Genomic DNA, 21,943 nt, shown 5'->3' with positions numbered 1-21,943 from the left:
CCGCAGGATTCTTTTTTTCACAATATAAAATCTCACATTCCTTTTCATCTGCACATATATTAATATGAATATTTTTATTGAGGTCAGCATATGAACAACTGTAATTGTCAGCCACAAAGCAGCCGTCCGGCTGTTCCGACACCTTATACGAAACAGTTTGCCTGTAATCAGGAACTTGCCATGGCTTATGTTCCATGGCAGCAGTTCGGCAATCTGTACGAACCTGACCAGGCTCTGCGTAATGGCACAGTCTTTCAGGATTTAAATAAGCCTTTCCATGGTTCCATGAAAGGAGGCAGATTCTGATGAACAATATGCCAATGAACCAGTCCCAGCTTTTAGACTGGATTAATCAGGTCAGCTTTGTAGCTTATGATACTGCCCTTTACCTTGACACCCATCCTTATGATGAAGAAGCACTTTCCTTCTATAACCACTACCGTACCCTGCGGTTAAAAGCAGTGAAAATGTATGAAGAAAAATATGGTCCCCTGACTTTAGACGGTGCCGACACAGACGGTCACTGGAGCTGGGGAAGCATGAGAAATCCATGGGAAGGGGGAAATTGTTAAATGTGGCAGTATGAAAAAAGACTGGAATATCCGGTCAACATCAAACAGACCGATCCGAAAACCGCACAGTATATCTTAAGCCAGTACGGAGGTCCTGACGGAGAAATCAACGCATCCTTACGTTATCTCTCCCAGCGCTATTCCATTCCTTACCGTGAAGTAGCCGGACTGCTTACCGATATTGCGACAGAAGAAATTGCCCATTTTGAGATGATTGCAACCATCGTGCACCAGCTTACCAGAGACCTGACTCCGGAGGAAATCAAAGCCTCTAACTTCGGTCCTTACTATATTGACCACACCCTTGCCGTATGGCCACAGGCTGCCGGTGGTGTTCCACAGAATGCCTGTGAATTCCAGTCCAAAGGCGATCCGATTACTGACCTTATGGAAGATATGGCTGCAGAGCAGAAAGCCCGCACCACTTACGATAACATTCTTCGTGTCGTAAAAGACCCGGACGTTGTAGATCCGATTCGTTTCCTGCGTGCCAGGGAGGTCGTACACTTCCAGCGTTTTGGCGAAGCACTCCGGATGGTACAGGAACACCTTGACTCCAAGAACTTCTATGCATGTAACCCGGCTTTCGATAAGAGCTGCGGCTGCAAATAAAACTGTGATAGAAAAGAATGTGCCTTGGCACATTCTCGCGCCTGCGGCGATTGCTTGCGACATCTACCTTATACGCCGCAGTGTGCATCCTCGCGGAGCGTTTTTTACTTTACAGGAAAGCAATTTCCTGTAAAGTAAAAAATAGCGTATCACCGATATTTTCTATCGATGATACGCTATTTTCATTCTCCGGTTCCGCAGAGCCGGTCCACAGAATTAATAATCTCACGGACTTCCGGGATTTCCTCATGATACTCTTTCATGAGTTTTTCAATTTCTTCCTTCTGTTCTAATACTACATCCATGTTATATTCAATGGATGCCCGGATTTTCTGCCGCCGGCTCAATAATTCATGCTTGATTTCCACCATTTCACGCTTATCTACCAGTGCATTGGGTTGACTAATCCAGACCTTTGCATCATAAAGTTCATATTTTTGCAGCATGCGTACTAACTTTCCATTAAAATATTCCAAGTCATCACTATTCCGCTCAAATTTCTCTCTTTCCCGCTTGGCTTCTAAGTACTGCTCCCAGAGATAGGTCAGTTCATAGGAATTATGCACATGGTATTTCTCGCAGGCATAATCCACCGCATTCGTAGAATTTACATACTTTATTTTAGTACGGTTCAAAAGAGTAATGGCATGATTCATGTTCACTTCTGCCCGCTTGATTTCTCTTGTATTATTCTGATTCCGGAACAGCATAAAGAATCCACTGGCTGCCGCAGCTACCATCAGAATCGTAAATAGAATCCGTACATCCATTTCCAATGCCACATGAAGAACCAATATGACTGCAAGGAATGCCAGTACCATGCCAAATACTACATAGGATGCCTTCCGCAGAATCTTCTGTTCTTCCATTAACTCTTCCCGGTAATAAGCCCATTCATTCTTCTCCCCTTCCAGGTAATTCATATCACGCTTTACGGCCGCCTGATACATCTCATTTGCCTGCAGGGTCCGGATGGATTCCGTCAGAGTCTCCTCTTCCTGTTCCATCTGTGCATACTGCGTATCTGTCAGCTTCTTGGTTGCTTTCAGATAATCGGAACGGGACTGATCCAGTGTAAGAATACTGTTTGCAGTATCTCTTAAAGCAGCTGCCTCATCTTCCGGCAGTTCTTCAATAATCTGGATATCCTTTAAATAAGAAGTCACCACACGATATTCAGACTTTTCATTTTCCAGGGTCTTTGTGGTGTCAATCATCTGTTCACAGTGACCCAGAACATAATGTTGTACTTTATGTTCATCCTTCCGGTCTTCTTCCGATAACGTATCCTCTGTGATACATTCTAAGACCTCTTCGATTGTTTTCTTTGGTTTCCTTTTTCTTCTAAAAAATTTTATCAATGTTATGCCCACCGTCCATTGCTTTCGTAAATATATTTTTTCTTATCTAGCACATCTCGAAATGCTTCCAGTACTTCTTCCTCATCATTCCATTGCTTATGAATATCCTCTAATGTCTTTTGCAGTTCTTCTGATACTTCATAAACCTGTTCCTTTTCATCCGGTGCTGCCATCCGCCATGCTTCTTCCATCTCCCGCATACATGCCGGATTGTTATTATAGTCATAAGCTTTCTTAAAGCATCGTGCCGCATCCCGGTACAGGAATAATCCGGTATGTGCAACTCCAATATTATTCCATATATTTCCTATGACAGAAGTAGCCAGCTTCCCCGCCTCCTCCTTCTGCAGCAGACGCATATATTCCCTGATAGCCATGACATACCGATGATTCATAAGGCTTCTGTCTGCCCTGATTTTCATACATTCAATTTCTGATTTATTTTCTACTTCTGCCAGTGCATATTCGATTTCATCTTTTTCTTTCTTTGTGCAAAAGCCGCAGGCATCCATCAGAAGTCGGACTTTCTTTGCCAGCGTTATTTTCTTTCGGACAGCCTCTTTTAACTGCCCGGCTAACTCCAGGTCTTTTAACTCCTCTGCAATCCAGCTGATTAAATCATCCGACACAAAAGAATCGTCAAGATATTCCGTGTGGTTTAAAATATACCAGTTCAATTCCTCCAGGGAATAGATATTTATCATATTCTGTTCTAAATAATATGGCACATCGGTTTCTTTCCGATTGCATAAAATCAATTCTCCCATGAGGTCTCCTCCTACAGTTCCATTTTATATTCCCACACTTTTTCAGAGCTTTTATAAATCTCTCCAAATCCAAGGTCCCGTATGGTAACCTTTACAGCGGAATCCGACAGTGCTTCTGTCATAACAGAAAGTCTGGTCATACGTTCCGGCCGTTTTGGAATATCCGTAAGCTCTAAGGATTCTATCTTTGCTTCCCTGCTATCCGGAAGCTGCAGCCAGAAATCAACGGTATTCGTACCTGCCAGTAAAATCTCGCACTGATTCTTTGCTTCATACCAGTTTTCTCCTGCACTTACCAGTGTATGGAAAATAAGTTCTTCCCGGTCTTTTACTTTAAGGCTGATATTTACCTTCATCTCATTCTCGCCAATATAGACAAACTGCCATGGCTGCATTCCGGTATGGATGCAGGATGCATAACAGGCTCCCTTAGCATAAAGATTTTTGCCCAAGAAAACATGCCTTCCGTTGCAGAGAAATTTTAAGGATTCTCTCATCCATTCTCCATCAAAACCATCCCCGGTCAGATATACCGAAGAATAGATTTTACGGGAAACGGCATCTGTTACTACATCTAAAAACGCAGTGTCTTTATTGCCAATCAAAGGACCATAATCTTTCAGATAAATATGAACCAGCTGTGGTGTGGAATTCAGATTACGCTCCATGTAATAAAAACGCATACTGTTCTTGGAATAATCAAAGAGAACTGCATCATGCAGCCACAGTTCTTCCTTCTGGCTCAAAGCATAATAATAAAAGCTTTCTGCATAATCGATGACATGATACTGCTCTTTCGTCCACTTCATCCGTCCGGCTAATTTTTCAATCAATTCCATCTTCTCACGGTTTAAAGTGTCCATGGTAATGGTAATTCTTGCCAGCTTCATGGATGTGCCGAATTTCTGCGGTACCGTAAGAATTTTACGGACAAAGAGACTTAACAGTTCTACCGTATCATATGTTTCCCCTTCCACGGTAACCGGTTCGCCTGCCAGTGCCCGGCTGAAGAGCCGGTCACAGCCGCTTCCTTCACCATTTTTCATGACAGTCTCTGCTTCTTTTCCGTAATACCACTGTCCGATTCCCCTCCTCTTGCAAAGACTCAGCGGAATCTGATACAATTCACTGCCTGCCACGGTACTGATGGTATCCGGCTCTGACATATCGGATGTACAATATGATACTAATGCGTATTTTTTTCCAAAATCCAGTCCTATTGAAAGGCTTTTTTCCTTCATACCATCACCCTGTTATTGTTTTCCCTGTTATTACATCAGTTGAAAACGTTCTTCATTCCTTTTCTTCATACTGTCATATTTCCGTAAAAGACGTTCTAATTTTTCATAATCCTTTAAGGTATATTCTAATTCCATTTCATTCAGCATATCGTAGGTGCTTCCGTTTTCCCTGCCACAGACATCCTTACAGGAAAGCCGTCCACTCTCAGTCACAACGGACTCCCGTGGTGCTTCCTCTGAAATATAATACGGAATTTCTTCTCCAAAGAATACGATAAATTCTTTTACGAAAATGCCCTCATACATCTCATTCATATCTTCATCCACATAGGATTCACCTTTCTGATAGTGAATCACTACACGCTTGCTCGGATTTGTCCGGTATTCCACAAACTTCCGGTCGTAAAAATGAAATCGATAGCGAATCTCTTCCGGCATCTGCTGATAAAATGCGAAATAAAGATTCTGAACCAGCTGCTCCTGTAGAAGCTGCTCTGTCATCTCCATTACACCTTTTTCTTCTATGGACAAATCCCTCTTCGCAACAGCATAAAGCAGCGCCAGCTTCATCACCTGGCTTAATTCTTCCCGTTCCTCATAATTTTTCTTTAAGCCTTTAATGACATTTTCCGGTACAATGCCCTGATGCACAAAATAGAAATGTGCAAAATAATTTACATATGCTTTCCGCAGAAGATGTGGTGCTCCGTGTGACACAAAGCTTTCATAAATGCTCTGCACCTGTTCTACAAATTCTGCCGTATATAACATCTGCATCAATAACCGTTCTTCCAAGTCTCTGGTATCTATATCAAAGGTCTGCGCTGCTGACCAGACCGCCGCCATTACACGGGTCGGACCGCAGTAGAACTGTGCTAAATACTGCAGCATCTCTTTACTGTATTTCTTCGCCTGAAAAGTCACTGCACAAAGTGCCAGCAGGAAGTCATCACTTTCATAATCCGCTTCTTCTATTTCATAAGTCAGAAGTGCCGTCAGTTTCTCCAGACGGATGCCTTCCCAGCCAAATTCCCGTATATCCGGATATGCAATCTCATATAACCGGTATTCCAACATCAGATTCAAAAGATAGGCTCTGTCATCCCGCTTCATAGAAGAAATCGGTGCATGACGCAGACACTCTTCCACCAGTTCCTGATTATCTTCCTGCTCATAGAAATGTACTGCCTTTGCATAAAGCTCTGCCCGGTAACTTTCCCGCAATGCTTCCTCTTTTAAAAAGATGCGTAAATACTCACTGTCCTCCGGCATAAATGCACGGTGGGTATCCCTGGATGTAAAATGATACAAAAGATACGAAATCTCATATGGTGCATATTCCATGCAGGTACGGTAAAAGGCACCAGGCCTCATCAGCTTTTCCAGCTGGTATGAAATCTCACTGCCATACCGGTATCCCTTCGTATCCTCAAATACAATGACATAGTCCTTGCTGTATAACTCAAAATAAGCACTGCCATTTACAATCGGCACACACTGCACTTTTCGCAGCTGGTCATGCAAAACATACATCCGCACAATATTCGGTGCAAAACAGTTCATTTTATGGGTAAAGAGAATCTTCGCCAGTGGTCCTGCCATCTCTTTTTGTATCATGCCTTTATTTAATAAATCAGAATAGATAATCGCCAGATTATCATCGATATGACCTTCTTCTATCTGGGCAATTGCGAATTCTTCCATCCGCTTCCGGTAACTGGAATATACCTCCGGCTCTTTCTCCTTTAACGCTACTACATTTGCAAGCAGAGCCGCCTTCTGTTTGTATGGAATGCTGCTGTTATACTGAAAATACATCTGTATCATCCGTGGAATTTTCTTAATGGCAAGTAAATCCATGGACATTAAATATGCTTCATTTAATCCTGCCAGCCGCAAATCTTCTTCCACGCCACGTTCAAACCAGATATGATAATGCAATCCAAAACGCTGTCCTCTTATCAGGTAAGCACAGATTGCTGACAACATCTGATTATTCTGAAATTTATCATATGCCACGCACATAGTCTTATAAAGCAGCGGATGAAATACCCGTTTTTCCGATACCAGCGTCGTAATCTGCATGGCAAGGTCACTGGTCAACACACCTTTTTTTGCCGCCCAGTAAAGAATGCGGATTTCAAAATCAGTAAGTCTCGTTAAAAGATACGGATTCTGCCAGTATAAATAGAATCCTTCGATATAGAAAAACGGACTGTTACAGCCGTCTAACATCTGGCTCTCAATTGCCCGGATTTTTCTGGTATCATTTTCGCAATATTCTTTCTTTAAGAAAAGCAGCATCCAGAACACCCGGATATCATCTGTTTTCTGATAAATTTCTTCAATCTCTGCAGTCAGCCGGTTCACATAGGATTCTTCCCGCTCCCACAACGTACGGAGATAGAGGAAATATGCATAAAGCGGTGTATCTTTTGCTTCCTCTTTCCGCCGGAACTCATCAAATAACCACTCTGCTTCCTGCTTCTGTCCGCTTACCAGTAATGCCTGTATTTTCATCAGAAGATACCAGTCATTTTCCGGCCGCATTGCAATCAGATGATTCAGTGCATCTAACATTCCTGATGCAAAAAGTCCTGCGCCAATCTTTTTCAAACGATAATTGAGATAGATTCCGGTGATATGTGCAAGTGTTCTCTGCTCTTCCAGATAATCGATATGCTCCTGTTCTCTGCGCTCCGGCGTCCTGATTATGGTAATCTCATAAGTAAGATGCTGATAAATATTTTCTAAAGTAATTCTTCCATAATTTTTTCCGGTATGAAGTTCTGCCGGGTCAATATAATAAATAAGGTCGCAGATACTTCCGGTAAAATCATCTGAAGTATAAACATTCTTTTCCAGTTTTAAGAAGCTGCTGTCTGTCTGTGCTTCAAAGCTTATATACCCCCAGCCATTCTTCTGCACAAAAAGCGTTTCCTTCTGCTCCTCTTTGATATCCTGATAGGTAATTTCCTGTTCTTTTAACGCAAGCTCAATGCGTGGCTTGGCATTGATTGTAACCAAGAACTCCTCCATACCGGAAATCAATGCTCCCGGTCCGCCAAAGCCGGCATACCATAATAGTTCTTTTCCTTTTTCTTCTTTTAATACATGTTGAAAGCCCTGGGAAGCAAACAGGCGGTAAGCTTCCATATAATCCGTCTGTGCCAGTTTGATAAAATCACTGAGATTTCGGATTCTTCCGGTAGACGCATTTCCATAAGGCCGGATTATAGACACAACAAAAGAAAGGCTGTATTCCAACTGATTACAAATAATACAGAATTCACCCTTTTGTATATCACCAACCCGGAAACCCTCACTATGGAACTGAAATCCGATTCGGACTTCTTCCCCTTCAAATTCCGGTGTCAGACATTCCATATATGGATTAGAGGAATAAATCAGCCCCTTTACCGGAACATGGTTGGATACTTCAATCACAAATTCTCCCGTATAATCCTGTCCCTCTAATACCTCAATTTCAATCTTCTCTTCCGAAAGAGATAAAACCGGCTGTTCCTGTTCAAATTTTCCTGCTGCAAGTCTCTGAATCCGTCTACGCAAAATGTCACCTGCTTTTCCTTCTCCGATATGAGATTTTGTTGCTTTTTCTCTCATTACAGTTATAATAGATTATAAACTATTTAAAACACACATGCAACTTTCTTTCCGTTGTATTTTAACAGGAGGTCTTTTTCATGATAACACCAAAAGAACATTTTCACGGAAGTGATTTAGAGAAAATAGAAGCCGTTTACGGTATCAAAAAAGAGGATATTACAAGCTTTTCCGCCAATGTCAATCCCTTAGGCGTATCTCCGCTGCTGCGAAGTACTTTGGCTTCCCATATTGATGCCATTACATCCTACCCGGACCGGGAATATACTTCTTTACGAGAATGCATCGCCGCTTATACCGGCACCGATGCCAGCCAGGTCATTGTAGGAAATGGTTCCACGGAATTAATCTCTCTTTTTATTCAGATTGAGCATCCGAAAAAAGCCATGATTCTCGGTCCGACTTATTCGGAATATGAGCGCGAAATTTCCTTAGGCGGTGGTACTACACTCTACTATCCACTCCGTGAAAAGGACGATTTCGTCCTTGATGTGGATGATTTTACCGCTCACTTAAATGAAAGCATCGACCTTTTAGTACTCTGCAATCCCAATAACCCTACCTCATCCTGTATCAACCGGACGGATATGCGCCGGATTTTAGATATCTGCAAGCAATATGATATCTTTGTCATGGTGGATGAGACTTATGTGGAATTTGCCGATAACATGGATGAAATTACCGCAGTTCCACTGACCCACTACTATAACAATATTATTATCCTGCGTGGAACATCCAAATTCTTTGCTGCTCCTGGGCTCCGCCTTGGCTATGCTATCAGCGGCAATCAGGATTTAATCAAATCCATCAATACCAGAAAAAATCCATGGACCATTAACTCTCTTGCCGTAATTGCCGGAGAATTGATGTTTACCGATGAGGAATACATCCGGCAGACAAAATCTCTTATTTCTTCAGAGCGTGCCCGGATTTATGAAATCTTTAAAAATCACCCGGATTTCAAACCATACAAGCCATCCGGCAACTTCATGCTTCTTAAAATCTTAAGAGAGGACATTACTTCTGCGGATTTATTTGATAAAGCAATCCGGAAGAATATGATGATTCGCGACTGCTCTACTTTTCCTTTCTTAGATAACAAATACATCCGCTTCTGCTTTATGATGCCGGAGATGAATGATAAGTTGATTGACTGTCTTCTTTCGAAGTAATTTCTTATTTTTCTCCGCTAATCTGTGCCAGCCGGAACTGCCACTAACAGTTTCTATGGAATTCATGACGACGTAAAAAGGCGAAACCAGTCTATTTTTGATTGGTTCCGCCTTTTACTTTACAGGAAATTGCTTTCCTGTAAAGCGAAAAACGCTCTGCGAAGATACGCAACAAGTAGTTTTCTCATTTACTCCAGATTTAATTTCTTATGGGTAATCACTGCTGTTATGATATAGCATACAATTGATACCCCGATGGAAAATATCATGCTCTTTGAAAATATATTTCCATACATATTTGCAATGGTCAGGGTAAAGAAGCTGTCATCTCCCATTGCAGCCTGTTTCTCAACAAATCCATTTGCTGAATTAATGGATATCACAAAAGATATAATCTGAAGAATCGCATATAATACACCATACATTACAATAGACATTGCAACTTTGTGGCGGAACAACTGACCGATTGCCATGCTGGCATATACCATAAGCATAGCTGAAAATGCAGAAATCACACTATATAATATTGCCCAGCCAAAAAGTGCCGGAATCGAAATTCCTATCATATCTCCCAGCTGCTGCAGCAATTCTCCCAGCTTGATTCTTTCCCCTTCATTACCCAGATTCAATCCAGCTGTCACGATCAATGAAAATGCCGAAACATAAACAAGTATTGTCGTAATTGCATCCCAGAATACCGCCACCAAAAGCTTTCCGTTAATCAAGGAAAAAGTGGTTACCGGAAGGGTATGTGACAAATAACCTTCTGCACCATACATGCTGTGGTAAAACCGAACCAGCAGAAAAATAAATGCCGTAACACTCAATGCAATCAGCCCGATGATATACAAAAGAAGCATTGCCAGACCGACTAAGGCTCCCATATCTGTTTCGAAAACCTGCATATTCATCATCAGCATGCCAATTAACGTAACGCCGACTAAAACCATTGCCAGTGGAAATAATACTTTCCAGGTTGCTTTCATTTCATGTTTCATTACTTTTCCTAACATCTAAACACCTCCCGGAACAAAGCATCCACCGATTTGCCCTGATTAATTCTAATATCATCTACTGATGAAGTCAGGCTGATTGTTCCATTCTGGATAAAAACTACCTCATCTAATACATTCTCAACATCTGCAATCAGATGGGTTGAAATCAGAATCGTTGCATTCTCATCATAGTTGGTAAGAATCGTCCGCAATATATAATCTCTTGCCGCCGGGTCTACTCCTGCAATCGGCTCATCCAGAACATATAAGTCCGCACGACGGCTCATTACTAAAATAAGCTGCACCTTTTCTTTGGTTCCCTTGGACATGGATTTTAATTTATCATTGGGATTAATGGATAATTTTGCCAGCATATCATAAGCTCTTACCACATCAAAATCCTGATAAAAATCTTCAAAATAATCTAAAATATCACGTACCCGCATCCCCATGTTAAGATACGTATGATCTGGCAGATAAGAAATCACCTTCTTTGTCTCTACGCCAATCTTCATTCCTTCCACCAAAATCTCGCCCTCATCCGGAGTAAGGATTCCGTTAATCAGCTTAATCAGTGTTGTCTTTCCACTTCCGTTCGGTCCTAAGAGGCCAACAATATGTCCGCTCTCTAAGGTCAGGTTCAGATGGTCAAGCGCAGTTTTCTTTCCATATCGCTTGCATACATCTTTTACTTCCAATAATGTACTCATGCCTGCTCTCCCTCCAAAATCTCCTGAATCAAAGATAAGGTTTCTGATTTCTTATAGCCAAGCTTGCTCATATTTTCCAAAAATTCCTTAATCTGTTCCTGTGCCAGATTATTCTTCAACTCCTCAATCATTTTTGCATCCTCCGTTATAAATCTCCCGCTTGTACGCTGGGAATACACAAGTCCTGTCCGCTCTAACTCTGTCAGTGCTTTCTGCATCGTATTCGGATTTACTGCAGCTACCGCCGCCAGATCCCTGACAGAAGGTAACTTATCTCCCGGACTGTATTTACCGGATATTATTTCCATCTGAATCCGCTCCACAATCTGAATAAAAATAGGACGATCCGAATCCAATTCCCATGCCATGCAATCACCCCTTTCCGTATTTTTGTACTATATAAGTAATACAATATATTCTTACGACGGATTTGTCAAGAGGATTTTCATTACCAATCCTTAATTTATTCCTCATGTCAGAAATAGTGGCCACCAGGTGGACACCAGTAACCAATAAGGTGGTCACTTAGCCACCTGCTTAAAACAAAGAATGTGCCTTGGCACATTCTCGCGCCTGCGGCGGTCGCTTGCGACATCTACCTTATACGCCGCAGTGCGCATCCTCGCGGAGCGTTTTTTACTTTACAGGAAAGCAATTTCCTGTAAAGTAAAAAAGGGACGCAGAAAAATCCTGCGTCCCTTAAGCTATATTATTATGCTTTATTTATTGCGTAAGAATTCATCAATTCCCTTTGCTGCAGTTTTTCCTGCACCCATGGCAAGGATAACGGTTGCTGCTCCGGTTACTGCATCTCCACCGGCGTATACGCCATCTTTGGAGGTTGCTCCGGTCTCTTCTTCTGCAATGATACATTTTCTGCGATTGATGTCCAGACCCTTGGTAGTGGATGAAATCAATGGGTTTGGAGAGGTACCAAGAGACATGATTACGGTATCTGCTTCGATTTCGTATTCAGAACCTGGAATCTCCACCGGACTTCTTCTTCCGGATGCGTCCGGCTCACCTAATTCCATCTTGATGACACGGCAGCCTTTTACCCATCCGTCTTCGTCTACTAAGATTTCAGTAGGGTTCTGCAGAAGGTCAAAGATAATGCCTTCTTCTTTTGCATGATGTACTTCTTCTTTTCTTGCAGGAAGTTCTTCCTCGCCACGACGGTATACGATATGTACCTCTGCGCCGAGACGTTTTGCGGTACGGGCTGCATCCATTGCAACGTTACCACCACCAACTACAACAACTTTTTTTCCGGCTTTAATTGGTGTGTCATAGTCATCACGGAATGCTTTCATCAGGTTATTTCTGGTTAAGAATTCGTTTGCGGAAAATACTCCCATTGCCTGCTCGCCAGGGATTCCCATAAATCTTGGAAGTCCTGCACCGGAGCCGATAAATACAGCTTCGAATCCTTCTTCTTCCATTAATTCATCAATGGTAACTGCTTTACCAATGACAACGTTAGTCTCAATCTTAACGCCTAAAGCTTTTACATTTTCTACTTCTGCTGCAACTACTTTTGACTTTGGAAGACGGAATTCCGGAATACCATAGATTAATACTCCACCGGCTTCATGTAATGCTTCAAAAATAGTAACATCATAGCCAAGCTTTGCCAAATCGCCGGCACAGGTAAGACCTGCAGGGCCGGAACCGATAACTGCTACTTTATGTCCATTTAATTTTTCTGCTTTCTTAGGCTTGATTCCATGCTCTCTTGCCCAGTCAGCTACGAAACGCTCTAACTTACCGATTGCAACCGGCTCACCTTTGATACCACGGATACATTTTCCTTCACACTGGCTCTCCTGTGGACATACACGGCCACATACAGCAGGAAGTGCAGATGATTCACTGATAATATGATAAGCTTCTTCGAAGTTGCCTTCTTTTACCTGTGCAATAAATGCCGGAATATTAATGGAAACCGGACATCCTTTCATACACTGTGCATTTTTACAGTTTAAGCAGCGTTTTGCTTCTGCTACTGCTTCTTCTTCATTATAGCCAAGACAAACTTCTTCAAAGTTTGCTGCACGTACCTCTGGCTCCTGTTCACGTACAGGTACTCTTGTTAATCCTTCCATTATTTGTCACCTCCGCACTGACCGCATCCACCATGATGGGTATTGCCTTCCTGCAATTTTAACATTGCACGGCCTTCTTCTGTCTTATACTGAAGCTGTCTCTTCATTGCCTGGTCGAAATCTACCTGATGTCCGTCAAATTCCGGTCCATCCACGCATGCGAATTTTACTTCGCCGCCAACCATAAGACGACATGCTCCACACATTCCGGTTCCGTCTACCATAATCGGATTCATGGATACAACAGTTGGAATGCCAAGCTCCTTGGTCAGTTTACAAACGAATTTCATCATAATCATTGGTCCGATGGCAACACAATGGTCGTAACGGACACCTTTATCCCATAATTCCTGTAACTGGTTGGTTCCCATTCCATGGAAGCCATAAGTACCATCATCGGTTGTTACATAAAGATTGGTTGCAACTTTACGCATTTCTTCTACCAGAATCAAAAGGTCTTTTGTCTTAGAACCCATAATAACGTCACAGTCCACACCATGCTCATGCAGCCATTTTACCTGCGGATATACAGGTGCAGTTCCAACACCACCTGCAATAAATACGATCTTCTTTTTCTTTAAATCTTCTATATCTTCCTCAATAAGGTCGGATGGGCAGCCCAGTGGTCCAACGAAATCCTGGAATGCATCTCCTTCCTCTAAATATGCCATACGCTCTGTGGAAGCTCCAACTGTCTGGAATACAATTGTTACAGTTCCTGCTTTTTCATCATAATCACAGATAGTAAGCGGAATACGCTCACCTTCTTCATCGATTTTCACGATTACAAATTGTCCTGGCTTTGCAGACTTTGCAACACGCTCTGCTTTGACATCCATAAGATAAATCTTATCTGCCAGCTTTTCCTTTTTTATAATAGGATACATACTATACCTCCATACTTTGTTTACATCAACTCGTGGAATTCCAGACCACTAGATTTAATCATATAGGAAAAGTGTCAGAAAATCAACATTTTCCGACACTTGTTTCTTAAAAAAAATTTACCAATTTCAATTTTTACTGTGCAGACATTAAAATTCGGTCATTGTCGAGACGCTTTCCTGCCTGGATGCGGAATTGTTCCAAAAGGCTGTCTACCGTCATTTTCTTCTTCTCTTCATCCTTTAAATCAAGGACAATATTTCCGGAATCCATCATCAGAATCCGGTTGCCAAGCTCTAATGCCTGATGCATATTGTGGGTTACCATAAGACAGGTAATATGATGCTCTGCAATAATTTTTTTCGTCAGTTCCAATACTTTCTCTGCTGTTGCAGGGTCAAGTGCTGCCGTATGCTCATCTAAAAGAAGAATCTTCGGTGTTACCATCGTTGCCATCAGAAGGGTAAGTGCCTGCCTCTGACCGCCGGATAATAATCCCACCGGCTGCTTCATTCTGTCTTCCAGGCCCATATCAAGCTGGGATAACAGTTCTCTGAATTTTTCCTTATCGGATTTACGGATTCTGCTGAAAAATGCATTTTCTTTTCCGGATGCACGAAGATATGCCAGTGCCATATTTTCTTCAATGGTCATATGTGGAGCTGTTCCCTTTAACGGGTCCTGAAACAGATGACCAATGACTTTACTGCGCAAAAATTCTTTCTTATATGTAATATCCTCTCCATCGAGAATAATCTGTCCTTCGTCTACATAGAACGCACCTGTGATTGCATTAAATGTAGTTGATTTTCCTGCTCCGTTGCTTCCTACGATTGTAGCAAAATCTCCATCTTCAAGAACCAGATTCAAATCACACAATGCTTTCTTTTCATTTACGGTTCCCGGATTAAACGTCTTAGATACATGCTTCATTTCTAACATTATCGGTCACCTCCCATTTCCTTTGCATTTGCTTCTTCCAGACGCATATTGTCTTTTAATTTCTTCTGTGCTGTGCTCTTCTGTCTGACAAACGCTGCCTTCTTTTTCAGGAACGGGAATGCAATTGCAATTGCTACGATAATTGCAGAAACCAGTTTCAGTGCCTCTGCCGGAACATTCAGTCTTAATGCAACGGCTACTAAGAAACGGTACAGGCAGCTTCCTAATACAACGCCTAATACTCTGCGAAACATGGAGCCTTTTCCGATAATGGATTCTCCGATAATCAGGCTGGCAAGTGCGATGGTTACCATACCGGTTCCAAGGTTGATATCGCAGGATTTCTGGTACTGTGCTAATACACCGCCGGATAATGCAGTCATTGCATTGGCTACACAAAGACCTACGGTAATCGTAAAGGATGGATTAATGCTGGAGGCTTTTACCATGTCAGCATTATCACCGGTTGCCCGGATGGAAAGACCTAATCTGGTATTTAAAAATGCGGATAAAATCACGCCGATTACCAGTACGATTAATGCTGCCACAATCAGTTTATACCAGCCACCACCAATGGCATTTTTTGCCATGGTAAATATGGTATTGCAATTAAACAGGTTCACCTGGGAAGCAAATCCCATGACTGCAATATTAATGGTATAGAGCCCCGTATTTACAATGATTCCTGCCAGAATTGATTCAATTCCAAGCTTTGTCTGCAGAAATGCTGTGATAAATCCGGAACATACACCGGCTAACATTGCTGCTGCCAGTGCCAGAATCGGATGACCCTGTATCGTTACCATGGCACATACGGCACAGCCTAAGGTAAAGCAGCCATCGGTTGACAAATCTGCAATATTTAATATGGAAAATGAAACAAACAATGCCAGTGCAACCAGGGCGTATATACACCCTAGCTCTAATGCACTTTGTAAAATGGATATTGTAAATATGGAGCCCATTCTTTAATCCCCCTGACTATCTTATCATACTATCGTTTTATCTTTTTATTCAAACTCTTCTGCGGTCTGAATCTCTACTACTTTTTCACACATACCGTCAAATACGCTGTAATCAATTCCAAGCTGGCTTGCCACATCTGTATTTACAGTTGCGATTCCGTTGCTCATGGTCTGTACTGCTGTTGTTGCAGGATCTTTCCCATTTACTAAAATATCTACTACAATGTCTGCTGTTGCAGTACCAAGGTCAACATAGTTTACACCGAATCCACAGAAAGCTCCGTTTAATGCGAAAGAGTCAGCTCCTGCATAATGTGGAATGCCTGCTTCTGCAAATTTCTCATAAATTGCAAGTTCTGCTGTCATTACGGTGTTATCGGTCGGTGTAAATACGGCATCTACACCGGCTGCAACTAATGCATCTGCTGCAAGAGAGATTTCATCATTGGTTGTTCCTGTTTTTTCTACATATTCAACGCCTTTTTTATCAAGATAATCTTTTGCGTCCTGAATTGGAACAGTGGAAGAATCCTGACTCTTATTATATAAAAGACCTACTTTTTTAATGTCTTTATTTGCTGCAAACATTAAGTCCATTACAGCTTCTGTATTTAATGCATCCGATGTTCCGGTGATATTGGAACCAGGTTTATCCATACTTTCAACAAGTCCTGCAGTAACCGGATCACTGACTGCAGAGAATACAACCGGAATCTGATTTTCTTCTGTTGCTGCCTGCATAATCATTGCGGTTGGTGTTGCGATTGGAATAATCACATCTACATCTTCTGCAACCAGGTCTGTTGCAATCTGGTTTAAGGTAGAAGAATCTGCCTGACCATTGTAAGTATAATCTTTATAATCAAAAGTAACACCGAGCTCTTTTGCTTTTGCATCCAGCTCTGCTTCTACTGCTTTCTCAATCTGATTTAAAGAAGCATCATCTACATACTGTACGATACCTACTTTATAAACTTTACCATCTGCTGCAGCCTTCTCTGTTGTTGCTGCATCATTGGATGCACTGTTGCTTCCGCATCCTGCCATTGCTGCTACTGCCATAGCCATTGTTAATACTGCTGCCATCATTTTCTTCTTCATAATTACTACCTCTTCTTTCTTATATGATTTATTGTTGTTCATAAGAGAAAGCGCTTTTACTGTTTTCCAACAGTAAAAAACCGCCTCAAGCTTATGCTTGAGACGGTAATAAAATCTTATTATCGCGGTACCACTCATATTGACGAATTGTCCACTCATTCATGTACGAATCATACATGCCGGATTGGTAACGGGTTCGGTTCCCGGTGACGCCTACTGTTAATTCAGGCCACCCTCGAAAGTCCATTCAGCAAAATCTTCCATACTGCAATTCCACCACCTGCAGCTCTCTTTGATTTCCAATCAAGCTTACTACTCTTTCTCAACGGTTTCTCTTATTGAAGTTAGAATAATACTTTTCTTTCACATTGTCAACACTTTTTTATGAGAAATATACCAGTTCATCTTCCGGCTTCTCTGCCGGCTCGATGGATACCGGATAAAGGACAGGTCCTTTTCCTCTGTATTCCTTGGCAAATTCCACATGAACTTCTGCGGTAATATTTATCCATGATTTGTGACCGATTTCTTCCGACTTCGGATATTTGCATTTAAATCCTAAGAACTGTACATCCTCTACACAACAGGTCATGGCAAAACGTCCCGGCACGAACATGCCCTTCCTGCTCATCTTTTCCGGATTATATACCAACGCAAGGAATTTGATTTTCTTGCCATCGTATTTCTTCGGATTATCCTGTGCATCCATATACCAGATTGCATAATCTGCATCGGTAATATCAATGACATCTGCATTGATGTCAAATGGCAGTTCTTCATCGGCACTCTCATCAATCGTTCCATCGGCACGCTCGTATACAATCTGTGCCGGACGGTTCTGTGCTTTTACTGCACGACGGAACTTGCCCTTTGGTGTATTGTCATCACAACGGTTAAAGATTACTACGTCTGCCTTAAATAACTGCTCCATAATCATGGCACGCATATTGGCAAGATACATTTCAAATGTAGTGGCATCTACGGTTGCCAAAGACTGTACGATTACCCAGCCATCCGGCATCTTTGTCTCAAGCAACGTAGCAATATCCCAGGTACCGTTATACTCAATAAAAATCTGCTCCGGTTTGTATGTCTCCTGAATTTTCTGCAAGGTCTCTGTTGTAAAATCTTCCTGCTCCTCAATCATCGCAACCTTCGCATTAATGGTATTTAATTTTGCTTCATCATATTCTTCATCGCCGTCTTCACAGACAATAATTACCGTACGGTTGTCCCCGCCGAAATCATTTTCAAAAAGTGTTTCTTTGATTAATGTGGTCTTACCGCTATCCATAAATCCGGTAAATAAATATACTGGAATCTCCTGCATGGTTTCCCCTTTCCTATCTGACGGGCATTATGCAATGCCGAATAATTCTTCAATCTTGTGTTCGTCAATCTTAGAACCGATGACACAGAGTCTTCCGGTGTAATCCGGCTCTCCGTCTCTTAATTCATACTCGCCTGGAACCATATCAAAGTAAATCCAGGAACCATTGACATCCTCTACCATTCCTTTTGCACGGAGAATCATACCATACTCTTCGCTCTCGGATAAGGTCTTTAATACCTCTTCAATCTTCTCACGGGTAAATTTATGCGGAGTCTCTTTGCCCCAGCTTGTAAATACCTCATCTGCATGATGGTGATGATGATGTTCGTGGTCATGGTCATGGCATCCGCAGGTGCAGTTCTCGCCATGCTCATGATGATGTTCATGCTCCTCATGGTCGTGATTGTGATGGTGTTCATGCTCCTCGTGGTCATGGTCATGATGGTGCTCATGCTCTTCGTGGTCGTGGTCATGGTCTTCGTGGTCATGGTCATGATGGTGCTCATGTTCTTCCTCTTCTGCTTTATGATGTGCCTCTGCAAGAAGTTTCATCTCAAGAGAATCCTGTCCTTCCATAACTTTGAGAATCTGCTCACCTTTGATGGCATCCCAAGGAGTTGTAATGATTGCAGCCTTGCCATTTAATTCCTGCATCTGTTTTACGCAAAGTTCTAACTGCTCCGGTGTTGTGCTCTGGGTTCTGCTTAATACGATTGTTGTTGCAAATTCAATCTGGTTATTGAAGAATTCGCCAAAGGCTTTCATCTGTTTGGATGCTTTCTTTGCATTTACAACTGTAACCAGTGCATTTAATTTCACATCCTGCTCTTTTTCCACATCAATAACAGATTTCATTACGTCAGAAAGTTTACCAACTCCTGACGGCTCGATTAAAATACGGTCCGGATGGAATTTAGTAATTACTTCATTTAAGTTCTTTCCAAAGTCTCCTACCAGGGAACAGCAGATACATCCTGAGTTCATCTCGGTAATCTCAATGCCGGAATCCTTTAAGAATCCGCCGTCGATACCGACTTCACCAAATTCATTTTCAATCAGTACCAGCTTCTCACCAACAAAAGCCTCTTCTATCATTTTCTTGATAAATGTGGTCTTTCCAGCTCCTAAGAAGCCTGAAATAATATCAATTTTTGTCATTTTAACATCCTTCTTTCTAATAATTAAAGTGTATTTCACACTGAATTGATTTGTCTACCTATTGCAATATAGCAGAAAAAGTAAAATTTCTCAAGCAAACCGCGTGAACTTCATACAAATTTTATAAATAGCTTTTCTCAATATCAATGGGTATGATATAGCCCTGCATAAATTCCATTCCGTGCAAGCAGCTCCTCATGGGTGCCCTCTTCTTCGATTCCCTGCTCAGTCAGCACCAGAATACGCCCTGCATTTTCTATCGTAGAAAGCCTGTGGGCAATTACAAATGTTGTCCGGTTCTTCGCCAGCTTCTCTAGTGATTCCTGTACCACTTTTTCACTTTCATTATCCAGTGCCGATGTTGCTTCATCAAAAATAAGAATCGGCGGATTTTTTAAAAATACCCGGGCAATGGAGAGCCGCTGTTTCTGACCGCCGGAAAGTTTTACACCCCGCTGTCCGATATCTGTATCATAACCATCCGGCAGTGATAAAATAAATTCATGGGCATTGGCATTCTTTGCTGCCTCAATGACTTCTTGTCTTGTTGCATCCGGTTTGCCATAAGCAATATTTTCAAAAATGGTTCCGGCAAACAAATAAACATCCTGCTGGACAATGCCAATGTGGTCTCTTAAACTTTTTAATTTATAGTGGCGGATATCACAGCCATCAATTAAAATTCTGCCTTCTGACACATCATAAAATCTTGGTATCAGGCTGCAAAGGGTTGTCTTTCCGGCACCTGAAGTTCCCACCAGTGCCACATAGCTTCCAGCCGGAACTTTCAGATTTATATGCCTTAAAACGCGGCTTAAATGTTCTTCATACCGGAAGGAAACATCCTGAAATTCTACCTCTCCCCGCACATTTTCCATGACAATGGCATTTTCCTCATCCGAAATATCCGGTTCAATGGAAAGAATCTCCATAAACCGTTCAAAACCGGAATATCCATTCTGGAACTGCTCGGTAAAATCAATCAGTGTCTTAACCGGCTCGGTAAATACATTGATGTATAAAAGAAACGTAATCAAATCCGTAATACTCACACTGCCGCCCGGAATCCACAGTGCTCCGGCAATCACCACTACTACGGTAATCAACGTGGTAAATGCAGTCAGTCCCGCCTGATAGCCGCCCATAAAGAGATAACTGTTCTTCTTGGCATCTAAGAAACCTTTGTTTCCGCGGCTGAATTTTTCCTGCTCGACTTCTTCATTAGCAAAGGATTTTACTACGCGGATACCGGAAAGGTTGTCCTCAATCTGGCTGTTGATATCCGCTATCTTAATACGGTTCTGCCGGAACGCCTTTTTCATACGCTTATTAAAGAAATATGCATACGCTATCATAAACGGTACCAGTGCAAATGCCGCCACTGTAAGCTTCGGACTGATTCCCATCATAATAACAAATGCACCAATTATCTTAATCAGGGAAATCACGATATTTTCCGGTCCATGGTGCAGCAGTTCACTGATATCAAAAAGGTCTGTGGTAATCCGTGCCATCAGTTGTCCGACCTTCTGATTATCATAAAATGCAAAGGACAGTTTCTGATAATGTGCAAATATTTCTGCCCGCATATCATATTCTATTTTTGCACCCATTACATGACCATTATTAGAAATATAATAATTGCTGTAACACTGGACTGCTACCAGCACTACCATAAACAGTGCAAGTTCTCCAATTGTTTTTACTGCATCCTGCTGTGGCAGATATACCACGGTTGATGTAATATAACGCACAATCAGCGGAATCACCAGTGCCGCCACTGCTGCTAACAATGCAAAAAACATATCGGTAAAAAATACGCCAAGATATGGTTTATAATAAGAAATCATTTTCTTTAAATTCTGCTTCATCTGTCTATCCCTCTTGCCTTTACCAGCTTATTTTTCATCACAACTGTCCATCTTATACTGTTTCTTTTGCAAATGCAAGTTTCTTTATGCTACAATGACTTTTATAAACGTGGCGGATTGAAAAAGCTGCCTGCATAAAATAATTTCGGTTATCCGGAGGATATTTGTTTATGGGATGGAAAATGCCAGTTGTTCTTAGCTGCATGTTTTGCTTGATGATAAACTGTCTTTCCGCTTGCTTTGACCGGATATCTGCACTGTCCGCCGGGTGCGGATGCGGTATAAGACCTGTAAGGGGCACTAGGAATTTCGGCAGGCAAAATATTTTGTCCGGCAACCGGTGCAAATTCACATCCATGTTCATATGCACCTCGCTGGCACGTCCATGTACCAGCGTTGCCTGTTGCCGGACGAAATTCCAAGTGCCCCTAACAGCCCTTCTTAGGCATCCGCACTTCGACGGACGGTACAGATAGACTGTCAAACATTGGAAAGACGGTTTTTACAGGCAAAAGCAAAATATGCAGCT

At 41.9% G+C, this 21,943-nt stretch carries 20 protein-coding genes and 1 other annotated feature; of the genes, 4 read left to right on the top strand and 16 right to left on the bottom strand.

Annotated elements, in window-relative coordinates:
• The first annotated feature begins 90 nt into the window (after positions 1-90).
• Genes DXB43_RS05665 through DXB43_RS05655 form a run of 3 tightly spaced genes read left to right on the top strand, consistent with a single transcriptional unit; the run spans position 91 to position 1,184 of the window.
• Positions 91-306, top strand: coding sequence for a spore coat associated protein CotJA (locus DXB43_RS05665; RefSeq protein WP_022243335.1), 216 nt, complete (start codon positions 91-93; stop codon positions 304-306).
• Positions 306-572: a spore coat protein CotJB gene (locus tag DXB43_RS05660; protein ID WP_117698289.1), complete on the top strand. Its 267-nt coding sequence runs from the start codon at positions 306-308 to the stop codon at positions 570-572. Before DXB43_RS05665 ends, DXB43_RS05660 begins: the two co-directional genes overlap by 1 nt.
• The gene (locus DXB43_RS05655; protein WP_022243337.1) at positions 573-1,184 is read left to right on the top strand and encodes a manganese catalase family protein; all 612 of its coding nucleotides are present in this window, start codon (positions 573-575) and stop codon (positions 1,182-1,184) included.
• Between the two features lie 182 nt (positions 1,185-1,366).
• On the opposite strand, the gene DXB43_RS05650 is transcribed toward DXB43_RS05655, so the two are convergent.
• Genes DXB43_RS05650 through DXB43_RS05635 form a run of 4 tightly spaced genes read right to left on the bottom strand, consistent with a single transcriptional unit; the run spans position 1,367 to position 8,123 of the window.
• A complete protein-coding gene (locus DXB43_RS05650; RefSeq protein WP_117698290.1) occupies positions 1,367-2,545 on the bottom strand; it encodes a hypothetical protein in 1,179 nt (392 codons plus the stop codon).
• A 2-nt stretch (positions 2,546-2,547) separates the two neighbouring features.
• Entirely contained in the window at positions 2,548-3,312 is a 765-nt protein-coding gene (locus DXB43_RS05645; protein ID WP_117947039.1) for a hypothetical protein, read from the bottom strand.
• Between the two features lie 11 nt (positions 3,313-3,323).
• Positions 3,324-4,553, bottom strand: a complete 1,230-nt coding sequence (locus tag DXB43_RS05640) for a DUF5716 family protein (RefSeq protein ID WP_117947038.1) — start codon at positions 4,551-4,553, stop codon at positions 3,324-3,326.
• Positions 4,554-4,583: 30 nt separating this feature from the next.
• On the bottom strand, positions 4,584-8,123 hold the full coding sequence (locus DXB43_RS05635) for a DUF5717 family protein (RefSeq protein ID WP_147422397.1): 3,540 nt from the start codon (positions 8,121-8,123) through the stop codon (positions 4,584-4,586).
• A 134-nt stretch (positions 8,124-8,257) separates the two neighbouring features.
• On the opposite strand from DXB43_RS05635, the gene DXB43_RS05630 reads away from it, so the two are divergent.
• Positions 8,258-9,349 (top strand): pyridoxal phosphate-dependent aminotransferase, encoded by a 1,092-nt coding sequence (locus tag DXB43_RS05630; RefSeq protein WP_117947036.1) that lies wholly within the window; start codon positions 8,258-8,260, stop codon positions 9,347-9,349.
• Between the two features lie 188 nt (positions 9,350-9,537).
• Here the strand turns inward: DXB43_RS05630 and DXB43_RS05625 are convergent, their stop codons facing one another.
• The 12 genes from DXB43_RS05625 to DXB43_RS05570 all read right to left on the bottom strand — a co-directional run bounded on the left by DXB43_RS05625 (position 9,538) and on the right by DXB43_RS05570 (position 21,778).
• Complete coding sequence (locus tag DXB43_RS05625; RefSeq protein ID WP_117947035.1) at positions 9,538-10,362, bottom strand: hypothetical protein; 825 nt, start codon at positions 10,360-10,362, stop codon at positions 9,538-9,540.
• Positions 10,356-11,054 (bottom strand): ABC transporter ATP-binding protein, encoded by a 699-nt coding sequence (locus DXB43_RS05620; RefSeq protein ID WP_117947034.1) that lies wholly within the window; start codon positions 11,052-11,054, stop codon positions 10,356-10,358. Before DXB43_RS05620 ends, DXB43_RS05625 begins: the two co-directional genes overlap by 7 nt.
• On the bottom strand, positions 11,051-11,422 hold the full coding sequence (locus DXB43_RS05615; RefSeq protein ID WP_022243345.1) for a GntR family transcriptional regulator: 372 nt from the start codon (positions 11,420-11,422) through the stop codon (positions 11,051-11,053). Before DXB43_RS05615 ends, DXB43_RS05620 begins: the two co-directional genes overlap by 4 nt.
• 351 nt (positions 11,423-11,773) lie before the next feature.
• Positions 11,774-13,159: an NADPH-dependent glutamate synthase gene (gene gltA / locus DXB43_RS05610; RefSeq protein ID WP_117947033.1), complete on the bottom strand. Its 1,386-nt coding sequence runs from the start codon at positions 13,157-13,159 to the stop codon at positions 11,774-11,776.
• Positions 13,159-14,046, bottom strand: coding sequence for a sulfide/dihydroorotate dehydrogenase-like FAD/NAD-binding protein (locus DXB43_RS05605; RefSeq protein WP_117947032.1), 888 nt, complete (start codon positions 14,044-14,046; stop codon positions 13,159-13,161). Before DXB43_RS05605 ends, gltA begins: the two co-directional genes overlap by 1 nt.
• Before the next feature lie 133 nt (positions 14,047-14,179).
• Entirely contained in the window at positions 14,180-14,986 is an 807-nt protein-coding gene (locus tag DXB43_RS05600; protein ID WP_022243348.1) for an ABC transporter ATP-binding protein, read from the bottom strand.
• A complete protein-coding gene (locus tag DXB43_RS05595) occupies positions 14,986-15,951 on the bottom strand; it encodes an ABC transporter permease (RefSeq protein WP_117947031.1) in 966 nt (321 codons plus the stop codon). The genes DXB43_RS05600 and DXB43_RS05595 overlap by 1 nt, the downstream gene beginning before the upstream one ends.
• Before the next feature lie 45 nt (positions 15,952-15,996).
• Positions 15,997-17,052, bottom strand: a complete 1,056-nt coding sequence (locus DXB43_RS05590) for an ABC transporter substrate-binding protein (RefSeq protein WP_117698297.1) — start codon at positions 17,050-17,052, stop codon at positions 15,997-15,999.
• Positions 17,053-17,147: 95 nt separating this feature from the next.
• Positions 17,148-17,387 (bottom strand) — a binding site (T-box leader).
• A gap of 47 nt (positions 17,388-17,434) precedes the next feature.
• The gene (locus tag DXB43_RS05585; RefSeq protein WP_022243351.1) at positions 17,435-18,382 is read right to left on the bottom strand and encodes a TIGR03943 family putative permease subunit; all 948 of its coding nucleotides are present in this window, start codon (positions 18,380-18,382) and stop codon (positions 17,435-17,437) included.
• A gap of 27 nt (positions 18,383-18,409) precedes the next feature.
• Positions 18,410-19,543: a CobW family GTP-binding protein gene (locus DXB43_RS05580; protein ID WP_117947030.1), complete on the bottom strand. Its 1,134-nt coding sequence runs from the start codon at positions 19,541-19,543 to the stop codon at positions 18,410-18,412.
• Between the two features lie 143 nt (positions 19,544-19,686).
• On the bottom strand, positions 19,687-21,414 hold the full coding sequence (locus tag DXB43_RS05575; RefSeq protein WP_117841191.1) for an ABC transporter ATP-binding protein: 1,728 nt from the start codon (positions 21,412-21,414) through the stop codon (positions 19,687-19,689).
• Between the two features lie 52 nt (positions 21,415-21,466).
• On the bottom strand, positions 21,467-21,778 hold the full coding sequence (locus DXB43_RS05570; RefSeq protein WP_147343668.1) for a hypothetical protein: 312 nt from the start codon (positions 21,776-21,778) through the stop codon (positions 21,467-21,469).
• Positions 21,779-21,943: the final 165 nt, after the last annotated feature.

It is taken from the genome of Roseburia sp. OM04-10BH (assembly GCF_003462605.1).
GTDB classification, from domain to species: Bacteria; Bacillota; Clostridia; order Lachnospirales; family Lachnospiraceae; genus Roseburia_C; species Roseburia_C amylophila.
The sequence above is the reverse complement of the archived record's forward strand: the minus strand, read 5'-3'. Positions and strand labels throughout refer to the sequence as shown.

What these genes read in the sequence shown, in the direction of transcription:
- DXB43_RS05665 (WP_022243335.1), top strand. Translation starts at nt 91, where the DNA reads ATGAACAACTGTAATTGTCAGCCACAAAGCAGCCGTCCGGCTGTTCCG.
- DXB43_RS05660 (WP_117698289.1), top strand. Translation starts at nt 306, where the DNA reads ATGAACAATATGCCAATGAACCAGTCCCAGCTTTTAGACTGGATTAAT.
- DXB43_RS05655 (WP_022243337.1), top strand. Translation starts at nt 573, where the DNA reads ATGTGGCAGTATGAAAAAAGACTGGAATATCCGGTCAACATCAAACAG.
- DXB43_RS05645 (WP_117947039.1), bottom strand. Translation starts at nt 3,312, where the DNA reads ATGGGAGAATTGATTTTATGCAATCGGAAAGAAACCGATGTGCCATAT.
- DXB43_RS05640 (WP_117947038.1), bottom strand. Translation starts at nt 4,553, where the DNA reads ATGAAGGAAAAAAGCCTTTCAATAGGACTGGATTTTGGAAAAAAATAC.
- DXB43_RS05630 (WP_117947036.1), top strand. Translation starts at nt 8,258, where the DNA reads ATGATAACACCAAAAGAACATTTTCACGGAAGTGATTTAGAGAAAATA.
- DXB43_RS05625 (WP_117947035.1), bottom strand. Translation starts at nt 10,362, where the DNA reads ATGTTAGGAAAAGTAATGAAACATGAAATGAAAGCAACCTGGAAAGTA.
- DXB43_RS05620 (WP_117947034.1), bottom strand. Translation starts at nt 11,054, where the DNA reads ATGAGTACATTATTGGAAGTAAAAGATGTATGCAAGCGATATGGAAAG.
- DXB43_RS05615 (WP_022243345.1), bottom strand. Translation starts at nt 11,422, where the DNA reads ATGGCATGGGAATTGGATTCGGATCGTCCTATTTTTATTCAGATTGTG.
- gltA (WP_117947033.1), bottom strand. Translation starts at nt 13,159, where the DNA reads ATGGAAGGATTAACAAGAGTACCTGTACGTGAACAGGAGCCAGAGGTA.
- DXB43_RS05605 (WP_117947032.1), bottom strand. Translation starts at nt 14,046, where the DNA reads ATGTATCCTATTATAAAAAAGGAAAAGCTGGCAGATAAGATTTATCTT.
- DXB43_RS05600 (WP_022243348.1), bottom strand. Translation starts at nt 14,986, where the DNA reads ATGTTAGAAATGAAGCATGTATCTAAGACGTTTAATCCGGGAACCGTA.
- DXB43_RS05595 (WP_117947031.1), bottom strand. Translation starts at nt 15,951, where the DNA reads ATGGGCTCCATATTTACAATATCCATTTTACAAAGTGCATTAGAGCTA.
- DXB43_RS05590 (WP_117698297.1), bottom strand. Translation starts at nt 17,052, where the DNA reads ATGAAGAAGAAAATGATGGCAGCAGTATTAACAATGGCTATGGCAGTA.
- DXB43_RS05585 (WP_022243351.1), bottom strand. Translation starts at nt 18,382, where the DNA reads ATGCAGGAGATTCCAGTATATTTATTTACCGGATTTATGGATAGCGGT.
- DXB43_RS05580 (WP_117947030.1), bottom strand. Translation starts at nt 19,543, where the DNA reads ATGACAAAAATTGATATTATTTCAGGCTTCTTAGGAGCTGGAAAGACC.
- DXB43_RS05575 (WP_117841191.1), bottom strand. Translation starts at nt 21,414, where the DNA reads ATGAAGCAGAATTTAAAGAAAATGATTTCTTATTATAAACCATATCTT.
- DXB43_RS05570 (WP_147343668.1), bottom strand. Translation starts at nt 21,778, where the DNA reads ATGAACATGGATGTGAATTTGCACCGGTTGCCGGACAAAATATTTTGC.